A 13,016-nucleotide genomic window follows, 5' to 3' on the forward strand; every position below is an offset into this window, starting at 1 on the left:
CTCTTGCCTCTTGCCTCTTGCCTCTTGCCTCTTGCCTCTTGCCTCTTGCCTCTTGCCTCTTGCCTCTTGCCTCTTGCCTCTTGCCTCCTGCCCTAAAACGGCAAAACTCCCTGTAACAAAAGACTGCCAATTCCCGTAATTACATTGAGGATATTGCCCCCCAAATCGCCGCGACGTTGTCGTTCCCGAGCCTCCTGAAACGCCTCTTCCTCCGCCACAATAGCCGAGGCAAAAAAGTTAGCCGTCTCGTAGCCTTCCTGATTTCCCGCCGCAAAATAAATCTCAGCCGCTCGTTCAGCATCCGCCACCGCCCGGTCCGTTTCCCCCATACGGTTATAGGCCGCAGCCCGGCCGAGATAGGCTAACGGAAACTGACTATCTAAGACGATCGCATCCGTGTAATAACTCACCGCCCCCTCATAGTTTCCCTGTTGCGCCTCATCATTGGCCCAAGCGAGCAAATCATTGGGCGTGACTACCGTACTGGGGACATCATAGGCCCCCCGTAAATTAGCATTGGTTAACGTGGCCCCATCGAGTTGCGCCCCCGTCAGATACGCCCCTCGTAAGTCTGCACCCGTGAGATTCGCCCCTCGTAGATTGGCCCCCGTCAAATCCGCGCCCACCAGAGAGGCCCCTGTCAAATTCGCCCCCGAGAAATCGGCCCCAACTAAATCACTTTGACTCAAATTGGCCCGAACCAGGTTGGTTCCTTGCAAATTGGCCCCGGCCAGACGGGAATGAACCAAGCCAGCATTACGTAAATCACATTGGGGACAGTCTTGAGTCGAGAGGAGTTGTTGCAAATGCTGTAAATTTTGGGCCGCCACCGGGGCCACCGTGCCAAGACTGCACAATAGGGCGATCGCCCCAGCAGATCCCCAGCGAGATCCCCAGCGAGATGGGAGGTTTAGGGCAAATTTTGCGTGGTCCATAACCCGTAGATCCAAACGATTAAGACAAATGATTAAGACAAAAACCAAGACAACACAGGTGAACGAACGGGCGTTCAGCGACTCTGAGTCCTGCGATCGCAGGCGTGACGAACCGATGATTCTCTCTTACTCGGAGTTTAACTCACATTTCCCAGCCCCGTCTCTCGGATCTGGCCGGAGCTGAGAAAAACTAGAAATTTGCTTAAGATAAGACTAACAGCGGTTAATCATCTTGACAAAGCCATGTATTCATGCACTGCCGAGAATGGCTTAATCCTAGCCCAAGGCGACGGCTTGCTCGTGCTTCTCTCGTGCTTCTAACGATGTTGAACCTCAACACCAGCCCACGAGTCTAAACCGTGAATAGCCCTCGTCATCTCGTCACCCTCAGCTCAATGACACCTACAAAAACCTGGCTCATGGGGATACTCCTGGGGAGCCTCTGGCTCACGATGGGCTGTACCCCCGCCGAGCGTGACAGCGCCCAGGCTCAACCCTCAGGACGAGGTCGCTCCCAAGAAGACGGCGATCGCACCGTGATCGTTGACGTCGCCATTGCCGAAGCCCAGAACCGCAGCCGAGACCTCAACTACAGCGGAACCACCCAACCCCTGCGGCGAGTCTCCCTCCGCGCCCGTAGCGATGGACAACTCCTCCACCTCAACGCCGATGTCGGAGATCCCGTTTTTCAAGGACAAGTCATCGCCGAGATCGAAGATACCCTACTGCTGTCGGAACTAGCCGGGGCCGAATCCGAAGTGAGCGTGCGCCAGTCCGAAGTCGAAGAAGCGCGCAACGAAAGCATCGAAGCCCAATTCCGCGTCGAAGAAATCCGGGCCGAACTCGAACAAGCGCAAGTCGATTCCCGTCGCCTCAAAGACTTAGCCGCCCAGGGCGCCGTCCCCCGCCGAGACGCCGAACTAGCCCAAACACGGGTACGCACCCTAGAACAACAACTGCGATCGGCCCAAGAACAAGTCCGCATCCGCGATCGCGCCATCACCTCGGCCCAGCAGCGAGTCGGGGCGCAAGAAGCCCTCGTCGATGGTGTCCGTCAACGACTCTCCTACACCGATGTTCCCTCACCCCTCAACGCCGTGGTGTTAGAACGCCTCCTCGAACCCGGCGACATCGTACAGACTGGGGACATCATCCTAGAACTCGGAGACTTTAGCGAGGTCGAAGTGAGAATCGAAATTCCCGATCGCGATCGCAGCCAAATTTCCCTCGGACAAAGCGTTGACGTTCGCCTAGACGCCTTCCCCAACCAAGCCTTTAGCGGCCAAGTCTCCCGCATCTTCCCCAATGCCGATCCCGTCGCCCGACTGATTCCAGTCCAAATCACCCTACGCAATCCTCAAGTCCCCGACGGACAACTCGGCGGCGGCTTACTGGCCCGAGTCAGCCTCACCAGTTCCTCACAACAGGTAGTCACCGTCCCCGAACGAGCCTTAGAACTTTCAGCCACCGGCAGTGACACCATGTTCATCATCGAAGGCAATGACAACGAAACCACCGTGAGCGCCCGCCCCGTCGAACTCGGGGAACGAGAGGATGACGAGGTCGAAATCCTCAACGGACTCGCCCCCGGCGAGCAATTCATCGTCCGCAGCGATCGCCCCCTCCAAGACGGCCAAACAGTACGCCGCAGCTTCCTCTCAGAAAACAATCAATAGTGACCCGCATCGTCCCCATTGCCTCTTGCCTCTTGCCTTTTGCCTCTTGCCTCTTGCCTCTTGCCTCTTGCCTCTTGCCTCTTGCCTTCTCTCGCCTCCTCCCCTAACCCATGTCCAACCAACCCCTTAGTCTCAGCACCCTAGCCATCCGGCGACATATTGGCACCTTAATCCTCACCGTTGCCGTCATGGTCTTGGGTTGGTTTATTGTGACGCGGATGCCCGTGGACTTGCTGCCGAGTATCACCTATCCTCGAATTGGCTTGCGGGCCGATGCCCCCGGCGTTGTCCCCGAAGTGGCCGTCAACGATATCACCCGGCCCCTCGAAGAAGCCCTCAGCGCCACCGAAGGGGTTGTCCAACTGTTCTCCCGTACCCGAGAAGGTCGCATTAGCATCGATTTGTTTTTTCGTCCCGGCCAGAACGTGGATCAAGCCCTCAACGATGCCACCGCCACCCTAAACCGAGCGCGCGCTCGCCTCCCAGATACCCTAGACACGCCGCGACTGTTCAAATTCGATCCCTCCCAACTGCCCGTCTATGAAATGGCCCTGACCTCCACCTCGCTGCGGGCCGTGGACTTGCGGATTTTTGCCGATGAAGAACTGGCCCGAGAATTAGTGCGAGTTCCCGGTGTGGCCAATGTCGATATCTCCGGAGGAGTGCGCGAAGAAGTCCGCCTCAACCTAGATCTTGAGCGTTTACAAGCCCTCGGACTCAATGTGTCTAACATCTCCAACGCCCTGCGCGAACGTAACCAAGATACGGCCGGGGGCTTAATTCGGGGAGGGTCTTCCGAAGCCCTAACACGGGTCGCAGGGCGCTTTAACACGGTGCAAGAGATTCGTCGCATTGCCGTTCGTGCCAACAGCACAGGGGGCGATCGCCCTCGTAAACTCTACGTCGAAGATGTGGCCCAAGTCATTGACGGAACCGAAGAACAACGAGTCTTCGTGACCCTCAACGGTCAGCCAGCGGTGAAAGTGAGCATTCAGAAACAACCCGAAGCCAACACCATCGAGGTGGTCGAAGGTGTAGTGCAACGTATTCAGGAACTCCGAGACTCGGGTCTGATTGCCGAAGATATGCAGATTGAAACCACCCTCGATGAATCTCGCTTCATCCGCAGTTCCATTCAAAACGTGATTACCGCTGGACTCTCAGGATCGGGACTAGCGGCGATCGCGGTTTTACTCTTTCTTGGCTCCCTACGTCAAACCCTAATCGTGGTTCTCGCGATTCCCCTGGCCACCCTTACCGCCATGATTCTCATGGGCCTATTCGGACTCTCCCTCAACGTCTTTAGTCTCGGGGGCCTGGCCCTCGGCGTGGGGATTGTGGTGGATAACGCCATTGTCATGCTTGAGAACATCGCCAAAGGAGTCGAAAACGCCCGCAATCCTCAACCGGGGAGTTCCACTTCAGATGATCTCTATCGCCACTCAAGCCTCAGTCCCAAACAGCAGTTTGCCCAACGAGTACGCCAACAAGCCGAAACCTCCGCCCAAGAATTAGAATCCGCCCTCCTGGCCTCAACGAGTACCAACCTCGTCGCCGTGCTTCCTTTTCTCATGTTGGGGGGCTTTATCTCGCTTCTATTCAACGAACTGATTTTAACCATCAGCTTTGCGGTTGCGGCTTCGATGGCGATCGCCCTGACGGTGGTTCCCTCCCTCGCCGCGCGACTCTTAGCCATTCCTTGGTCCTTACGACTCGATCGCTTCCCCCCCATTTGGCTCTTTGGCCGCTTCATGACCCTCCTCACCAGCGGCTACCGACGACTCCTCTCAGGGATCTTGCGGATACGCCTATTAACCATCGCCTTAGCCGTCATCGTCCTTGGTGGCGGTAGCCTCTCGATGGCTGGACAACTCTCCCAGGAAATCCTGCCACGCATCAATACCGGCCAAGCTCGACTGGTGGCTCAATTTCCTCCCGGAACCACCGTCTCGGACAACCGACAAGTGATGGCCGCCATTGACGAACTGCTGTTGTCCCAACCGGAAACGCAATATGCCTTCAGTACCGCCGGCGGCTTCCTATTCGGCACCTCCACCAGTGCCAATGCCCTGCGGGCCTCTAGCACCATTGCCCTCACCCCCGGAACCAACGTCGGCGCCTATGTCGGACGAGTCAATCGCCAAATCAGCCAAGACATCCCCCTCGTCGAGACCTCAGTGCGAATGCGTCCTGGCTCGGTGCGGGGACTGATTCTCAGTAACTCCCCGACTCGGGATGATATTGATGTCATGTTACAAGGAACCGATCCTCAGCATCTTGAAGAGGCCGGACGACTGGTGTTAACCGCCCTAGAAGAACAAGCGACCCTTGCCAATTATCAACCCGATGCCGAAGACCCACAACCGGAGATTCAAATTCGCCCAAATTGGGAGCGAGCCTCGGATTTGGGGCTATCGGCTCAAGCGATTGGCGAAACCATCCAGACAGCCCTAGAGGGGTCTGTTGTGACGCAAATTCAACGGGAGGATCGTCTAATTGATGTGCGGTTACAATTGCCAACGGGAACGATTCAACGTGCTAGTGGTTTAGGGTCGATTCCTCTGTTTACCTCCGCCAACGACTTGGTGCGTTTAGGGGATATCAGTGAGATCACCCCTGGAGTTGCCCCCGGAGAAATTCAGCGCATTAACCAACGTCAGATTTTTCTGATTGAAGGGAGTCTCACAGAGGGGGCGAATCTCAGTGAGGCTCTCGATGAAGTGGATGGCATTTTAGCAGGATTAGATCTGCCCCAAGGGGTGACCCGAGTCCCCAGTTCGGCGGCGGAAACCAACGAGCAATTGCAACAGTCGCTGCGAATTTTGGGTGGTTTGGCAACGTTTATGGTCTTTGTCGTAATGGCGGTTCAATATAACTCGTTGATTGACCCCTTGGCGATTATTTTAACCGTACCACTGGCATTATCTGGCGGAATTTTAGGGCTTTATATAACAGAAACAGCGGTCGGAGCTACGGCAATTGTTGGGGTAGTTTTATTGGTAGGAATTGTTGTAAACAATGCCATTCTTTTGGTGGAATTAGCGAATCAAATTCGCCTCAAACATGAGATAACCTACTATGAGGCAATGTTAGAAGCCGCTCCACAACGGTTGCGCCCCATTTTGATGACGACGGTCACAACGGTGCTGGGCTTATTTCCTCTAGCACTGGGGGTCGGTGAAGGCTCGGAATTTTTGCAACCCTTAGGGATTGTCGTGTTTTCTGGGTTATCCTTAGCGACATTGTTAACGCTGTTTATTGTCCCCTGTTTTTATACCCTGCTACACCGTTCGGGTCGTCCTCGTCCGCCTCGTTTACCGAGTTCAGGTTGGGAACAGTCTCAGGTTGAGGAACCGCTCAGCAGTGGTAAATCTTAACGATTTCACGGTCAAAGGCGATCGCCACTAACTCCGATTTAATACACGTACTTATTGGAGGTATTGACTTGAATATCTCCCTTAACCACAAACTCCAGGGACCAGCGAGGAGGATTCACCCGTCGTCCATACCAATAGGCCTCCCAATGTAAATGCGGACCATTGGAAATGCCGCTATTTCCCACCGCCGCCACTAACGCACCGGCGAGATGAACCCCTGGAATACAGTCACTGAGATGGAAGGCCTCAAACTCATAGGCGGGAAAACTACTGCTGCTGAACTGGCCCACGAGGCCCTTAGCACCATCGTAATAACAGGACACCTTCACATCAGATCCTTCTTTCCCCACTGCGTAGAGTGGCGCACCATACGGCATTGCTAAATCAACGCCCCAATGGGAGACATCCAAATAGCCTGTAACCGGATGTTGAGTGCGACAGTCGGATGCGTCGGCCCGTTGACAAGGAAGATAGATGTCACTGACACGATAGCCGCCTATACGCCAGTTGCGATCGACGGGTTGATCGAGATTTGGCGGTAAACTGGCGGCCAACCCTTCAATGGGTCGTTTGGAACTGCGGGCAATTCGATTCAGGGGAGAGGTTTTATCCCTGGGCAAAGACTCGCTCAAAACTTCGACTGACGGAGCTTGGGCGGATTTTAATTGACCCGGAGCGATCGCATTTGAGTCGTCGTCAGACTCATCAATGAGGTTCTCGCTCAACGCCGCTGCGGGAGCGGCCTCGGTCTCCGTTGAGTTGGCCGCTAGGTCCTCGGAACCGGGTTGAGGAACGTCGTTGGCTGGAGTGGTCGGGTCTAATTCAGCCTGGAGTGGCTGGGTGGGGATGGATTCGACCTCATCCTGGATCTGTTGTCGGCCCGGTAAGGAGACAATAGCTGGGTCATACCAATGCCAAATCCCCCAACCCGCTCCCCCGAGAAGGGTTAGGAGGATAATCAGTAGTTCGAGGTGTAACTGACGACGTTCAGCGTCTAGGATCTGATTGTGTTGTTGTTGTAGGGCGGCGACCCGAGCTTGAGCGATCGCCCGCTGTTTCCGCCAGTCTGTTTGAACCGGGGTCTTGGGCTGCTGCGAGAGGGGTTCGGGCCAGTCACCCGTCGGTTCAGCTAAGGGGATCTGAGTCAACCCTCCACCACGGTTGTGAGGCGCATATTTCGCTCCTGAGGGGGCCATTAACCCCAGATCCGCCGATGAGATGGTACGAGAGGAAGAGAACTCGCTTTTGGCTTCCCTGGGAGCCGAAGCACCCCAGTTTGAGCGATTCATGACGGGCGGGGCCGGGTGCGATACGCGACGGGGAAACGCATCAATCGAGTCGGGATTCACCTTCCGAGCCTGAGAATGAGTCATTATTTCGGGACATCTAGTGGATGACTAAGTGCCGATGACAATGTGAATGGCAAAATTCATCTTGTCATCGGCACAGTTTGGCAAACTTTGGCAAAACAGTCGGGGACATATTGCAACCGGCCACGTTCTGAAATGAGCGTATCAGTTAAGCAATTTGAGTTCAATTATAGCCCAATCCTGACTCAATATCCGTGTTATCAATTAAATGCTCTCCGTCGCTCAATCCTGACGCAATATCCGTGGTATTACTGGGATGACAAGGGGTTTACCCAATCAACGGGTCACCGTTGATTGTTACGATCACGCAACGATTACGAGAGCAACGACCATGGATGCGATTGAGATACGACCACAAACCGGAATTGAGCCGAGAGGGGCCTTAATCCTCCTCCACGGTTGGGGGGCCAATGCTCGTGATTTAGCCTCCTTACTGCCGATTTTAGACCTCCCCGATTATCTCTGTTTCTGTCTTGAAGCGCCACTGCTGCATCCCCTTGTTCCTGGGGGCAAAATGTGGTACGACCTAGAAACGCCAGCCTATACCGGATTGGAGCAAAGTCGCGCTGAACTAGCGGCTTGGTTAGATGAGTTCGAGGGTCACTCAGGGATTCCGTTACGTCAAACGATTTTAGGGGGGTTCTCCCAAGGAGGAGCGATGACGTTGGATGTGGGCTTCCATTATCCCTTGGCGGGGTTGGTGGCTATGAGTGGCTATCTCCATGGAGAACCGCAGCTTCAGACTCCCATTCCGCCGGTGTTAGTCATGCACGGGCGCTTTGATCGGGTGGTTCCTTTGACGGCGGCTCAGCGAACCCGTGATACGCTGACGGCGGCGGGGGCTACGGTGGAGTATCACGAGTTTGATATGGCTCATGAGATTTGTCCGCAGGAAGTGGTGCGGTTACGACAATTTAGCCTGGATGTCAGCCTGGATGTATTAGAAGATTCCTCGGAGAACGAGTCCCAGGGGTGATCACAGCCATCGAGAGGACGCTGAAATGGCGCTCAAGATTGCGAAAGGTTAACTCCTGGGGCGATCGCCCCTCAATGTCCTAAGATGAAAGGTAAGGGGTTCGTTAGAATCCATCGAGATGCGGTGAAAGCCGGGTTTCGAGTGGGTTCCCCTGATTGCATCATGTTTAAGACGCAATGACCTCAGGGAATTGTGTTGTGCATTCTAGGAATAGGGAGGCGACCGTCATGACCACGATTACTGTGTCTCGGGACGATTTATCCGCTGTGACCGAAGACCAAGTCAAGCTATTAGCGAATCGACTGGATGCGGATGATTATCCAAATCCGTTCGAAGGACTCGAAGACTGGCACCTACTACGGGCGATCGCCTTTGAGCGTCCTGACCTCGTCGAACCCTACAGTTATCTACTAGAATTTGAAGACTGCGACGAAAGCTAAGTCGCCAAGATGATGCTTTCGATCGCCGACAACTGTAGTTTTCGGGTCTTTCATGGCATCACTGACAGGACGACGGGTTCTCATCGGGTTAACCGGCGGTATTGCGGCTTACAAAGTCTGTGAGGTGGTCTCCAGGCTCGTCCAAGACGGGGCGGAGGTCCGCGTCATTCTCACATCGGGGGCGCAGGCCTTTGTCACCCCTCTAACCCTGGCCACCTTATCGCGGCATCCCGCCTACACCGATGAGAGCTTCTGGCAGTCGATTCATGGACGACCCCTACATATTGAGTTAGGAGAGTGGGCTGATGTCTTTGCCATTGCTCCCCTAACGGCTAATACCCTCGCTAAACTCAGTCACGGGTTTGCCGATAACCTACTGACGAATGTTGTCTTAGCCTCAACCTGTCCCGTGCTACTCGCTCCGGCGATGAATACGGATATGTGGGAGCAACAAACCGTACAGGAGAACTGGCAACGGTTACAGAATCATCCCCGCTTTCATGGGATTTCCCCAGGAGCGGGTCTTTTGGCGTGCGATCGCGTGGGCGTGGGGCGCCTGGCTGAAGGCGATCGCCTCGTGACGCATATCGAATCTCTCCTCCATAGTGGTGGTAAACAAGATTTAGCCGGATATCACGTCCTCGTCAGTGCTGGGGGAACACGAGAGTATTTTGACCCAGTCCGCTTTATTGGCAATCCCTCCACCGGCAAAATGGGAGTGGCCGTCGCTCAGGCCGCGGCCCATCGCGGGGCCAAAGTGACCCTAGTTCATAGTTGCCTCAATGCGAACGCCATCGCCCAACTGTCCGAGATTGACAGTATCCCCGTCACCAATGCTGAGGAAATGCGTCAGCAGATGCACGACCATTTTCCCAAAGCGGACTGGGTGGTGATGGCCGCCGCCGTAGCCGATGTCAAACCAGCCCAATACTACGGGCAAAAGCTGGCCAAAGATAAGCTACCCGAGTCTCTCCCCATTGTGCCGGTCGCCGACATTGTGGCCGAGTTGGCGGCGGGGAAACAACATCACCAACGGCTGATTGGCTTTGCGGCCCAAACCGGCGATATTGTCGCTCCTGCGTTGCAAAAGTTACGGCGAAAAAAACTCGATGCGATCGTCGCTAATCCCGTTGATGTCCCGGATGCTGGGTTTGGCAGCAACACCAATCAAGCGGTGTTCATCGATGCCAATGGTAATCAAACTTCAATTAACTCTTGCACGAAACTACAACTGGCCCATTATCTCTTGGATTGGGTCGACCATTTACAGCCACTCCCAGACGAGTAACTGGGTGCAGACTGAGTTGACACACCATAACTGACCGAGAACTGAATAGATGATAGATATCGAAGCTCCCATTCAGTATTACGACAGCATCCAACCTCACGGAATGGTGGTGGTTTTGTCGGATTATGGCGATCGCCGCGATCGCCACATCCTCCAGCTTAGCCGCAATAGCGAGGCGTTTTTAGGTGTCACCGCCGAAGACCTGTTGGGAAAACCCCTCGCGCACGTCCTCGATGCCAAACAGCGTCAGGCCTTGGATGCTGCCGCCTCTGAACTCGATCCCACCATTCCCCCTCGCTTGAGTCTCACCCTAACGGTGAAGAATCAAGCCAAATCCTTCCAAGGACGAGTTCATCGCAATCCCGATGACATCCTGGTTTTAGAGTTGGAACCCGAACGCCAAGAGACGGAGGTCTCTCTAACGGCGTTCTATCAAATGGTGCGCTCTCATGTGCGTCAGTTACAGACGACGGACAATATCCAACGACTCTGTCAAACCGGCGTTGAGAGTATTTACGAGTTTACGGGATTTGATCGGGTGATGGCTTATGAGTTTAATCCCCAAGGCCATGGAATTGTCGTCGCCGAGGCCAAGCGAGAGGACCTCCCGGCCTATTTGGGCCTGCATTACCCCGATGCTGATACTCGTCCCTGTCGTCATCTGTTTAGTCGTAACTATAGTCGCCTGATTCCCGATGCTCACGTGGAGAATGTGCCACTGGTTCCTCGGGAGAACCCTCAAACGGGAGCGCCCCTAGATTTAACCCATTGTGAGTTACGGGGGGTTGTTTCGTGTCATCAAACCTATTTGCAGAATATGGGGGTGCGATCGACCCTGGTGATGTCCCTGTTTCGACAACAGCAACTCTGGGGTTTGATTTCGTGTCATCACCTGACACCGAAATATCTGCGGGAGTCCCAACGGGAGGCCTGTACGTTGTTGGTTCAGGCGATGTCTCTGGAGTTGTCGGTTAAAAGTCAGACCACGGAATACGCCGATCGCGTGGCCTGTCAGCGCAAGTTATCCCACTTACTCGAGTCGATGTCGGACACTCAAGACTGGGTGAAAGGTGCGTTAGACCATGAAGATACGTTTTTAGGAATGGTGGCCGCATCGGGAGCGGTGATTTATCGCGATGGGGTCTGTGATTCGGTGGGAAAAGCCCCCTCTCAGTTACAAATTTTGCGCTTAATCCCCAAGATTGAGGGGCAGATGGCGGATCAGGTCTTTGCTTGCGATCGCCTAGAGGAGATTGATGAAACCGCCGCTTGTTATCGTCAGGTGGGGAGTGGGGTGCTAGCGATCGCCATTTCGCCGGCCCTGCGCCATTATATTCTCTGGTTTCGCCCTGAATATCGCCAGACGGTGCGTTGGGCCGGGGACCCCAACCATGTTATCGAAAAAAATCTTGACGGTGATGGAATGGTGCGTCTCTCGCCACGAGGTTCGTTTGCCGAATGGTCTGAACAGGTGAAGGGCCAATCACTCCCCTGGCAAGATTGGGAAACCGAGGCCGCCTTAGCCTTGCGGGATGCCATTTTAAAGGTGGTGATTCGTCAGGCCGATGCCTTGGCTAAGTTAACTCAGGAGTTGGAACGCTCCAATGCTGAGTTAGAGAAGTTTGCTTATGTGGCCTCTCATGATTTGCAAGAACCGTTGAATTTGGTGTCGAGTTATGTGCAGTTGTTGGAGATGCGATATGGCGATCGCCTCGATCAAGATGCTCATGAGTTTATCGGCTTTGCGGTCGAAGGCGTCACCCATATGCAGCGTCTGATTGATGATCTCCTGGCCTATTCCCGCGTCGGATCGCGCGGTGAGCCATTTCGTCCAGTATCGGTGAATGCCGTCCTTGAGCGAGTGCGGACAAATTTACAGGGTCGAATTGAGGAGAGTCATGCCATGATTGAGTCAGATGATTTACCCGATGTGATGGCCGATGAGATTCAGTTGATGCAACTGTTCCAGAATTTGATTGGTAATGCCCTTAAGTTTCATGGTGCGTCTCCCCTACGGATTCGGATTCAGGCCAAGCGAGATCATGAGATGTGGCGCTTCTGTATTGAGGATAATGGCATTGGCCTGGCCCCGCAGTTCGCAGACCGGATTTTCTCGATTTTCCAGCGCTTACATACCCGCGATGAATATCCTGGAACCGGCATTGGCTTGGCGATTTGCAAACGGATTGTGGAACGTCACGGTGGACGAATTTGGGTAGAATCGTCTCTTGGCGTCGGGGCGCGCTTTTATTTTACCTTAATCCGCGATTCAACGTTGAGATGAATCGCGGTAACCACTGTAGTATAATGTGGTACAATCCCGTCAAATGACTGAAGGGTGTCATGCTGGTATTTGAGGCCAAGCTAGAAGGAGCCAAAGAGCAGTACGAACGGCTGGACGAGACGATTCGGACGGCTCGGTTTGTTCGTAACAGTTGCCTGAGATACTGGATGGACAACAAGGGAGTTGGACGGTATGAACTAAGCGCCTATTGTGCGGTTCTTGCCAAAGAGTTTCCTTGGGCAAAAAAGCTGAACTCAATGGCTCGTCAGGCCTCGGCGGAACGAGCTTGGGCAGCTATAGCTCGCTTCTACAATAACTGCAAGAAGAAGATTCCCGGCAAAAAAGGGTTCCCTAAATTCAAGAAGCCTAAAACTCGCGATTCAGTCGAGTACAAAACCTCAGGTTGGAAGCTGTCAGAGGAGAGAAGGACGATTACCTTCACCGACGGTTTTAAGGCTGGCAGCTTCAAAATGTGGGGGACTCGTGACTTGCATTTCTACCAGTTAAAGCAGATTAAGCGGGTGAGAGTGGTCCGTCGCGCTGATGGATACTACGTTCAGTTCTGTATCGACCAAGAAAGGTTGGAGAAACGAGAACCCACTGGAACAGTTATTGGCTTAGATGTCGGATTAAATCATTTCTACACCGACTCAGACGGTCAGACCGTGGA

General features: G+C 54.1%; 9 protein-coding genes. 7 read left to right on the forward strand and 2 right to left on the reverse strand.

Annotated features, from left to right (window positions below):
- Positions 1-92 precede the first annotated feature (92 nt).
- A complete protein-coding gene (locus tag R6U67_RS16840) occupies positions 93-935 on the reverse strand; it encodes a pentapeptide repeat-containing protein (protein WP_410253624.1) in 843 nt (280 codons plus the stop codon).
- A 395-nt stretch (positions 936-1,330) separates the two neighbouring features.
- Here R6U67_RS16840 and R6U67_RS16845 point away from each other — a divergent pair, with 395 nt between their 5' ends.
- Together R6U67_RS16845 and R6U67_RS16850 are read left to right on the forward strand one after the other, a co-directional pair.
- Entirely contained in the window at positions 1,331-2,611 is a 1,281-nt protein-coding gene (locus tag R6U67_RS16845; protein WP_410253625.1) for an efflux RND transporter periplasmic adaptor subunit, read from the forward strand.
- Between the two features lie 110 nt (positions 2,612-2,721).
- A complete protein-coding gene (locus tag R6U67_RS16850) occupies positions 2,722-5,988 on the forward strand; it encodes an efflux RND transporter permease subunit (RefSeq protein WP_410253626.1) in 3,267 nt (1,088 codons plus the stop codon).
- Between the two features lie 38 nt (positions 5,989-6,026).
- Here the strand turns inward: R6U67_RS16850 and R6U67_RS16855 are convergent, their stop codons facing one another.
- A complete protein-coding gene (locus R6U67_RS16855) occupies positions 6,027-7,361 on the reverse strand; it encodes a M23 family metallopeptidase (protein WP_410253627.1) in 1,335 nt (444 codons plus the stop codon).
- Positions 7,362-7,689: 328 nt separating this feature from the next.
- Here R6U67_RS16855 and R6U67_RS16860 point away from each other — a divergent pair, with 328 nt between their 5' ends.
- From R6U67_RS16860 to R6U67_RS16880, 5 genes are all read left to right on the forward strand, one after another.
- Positions 7,690-8,334 carry an alpha/beta hydrolase gene (locus R6U67_RS16860; protein WP_410253628.1) on the forward strand — a complete coding sequence of 215 codons (645 nt, stop codon included), beginning with the start codon at positions 7,690-7,692 and terminating at the stop codon, positions 8,332-8,334.
- A 227-nt stretch (positions 8,335-8,561) separates the two neighbouring features.
- Positions 8,562-8,774, forward strand: a complete 213-nt coding sequence (locus R6U67_RS16865; RefSeq protein ID WP_068790087.1) for a DUF2555 domain-containing protein — start codon at positions 8,562-8,564, stop codon at positions 8,772-8,774.
- 52 nt (positions 8,775-8,826) lie between these two features.
- On the forward strand, positions 8,827-10,062 hold the full coding sequence (gene coaBC, locus R6U67_RS16870; RefSeq protein ID WP_410253629.1) for a bifunctional phosphopantothenoylcysteine decarboxylase/phosphopantothenate--cysteine ligase CoaBC: 1,236 nt from the start codon (positions 8,827-8,829) through the stop codon (positions 10,060-10,062).
- 49 nt (positions 10,063-10,111) lie between these two features.
- Positions 10,112-12,346, forward strand: a complete 2,235-nt coding sequence (locus tag R6U67_RS16875; protein ID WP_410253630.1) for an ATP-binding protein — start codon at positions 10,112-10,114, stop codon at positions 12,344-12,346.
- Positions 12,347-12,405: 59 nt separating this feature from the next.
- On the forward strand, positions 12,406-13,016 hold a 611-nt coding region (locus R6U67_RS16880; protein WP_410253631.1), incomplete at its 3' end, for an RNA-guided endonuclease InsQ/TnpB family protein.

This window comes from Sodalinema sp. (genome assembly GCF_046483825.1).
Lineage (GTDB): Bacteria > Cyanobacteriota > Cyanobacteriia > Cyanobacteriales > Geitlerinemataceae > Sodalinema.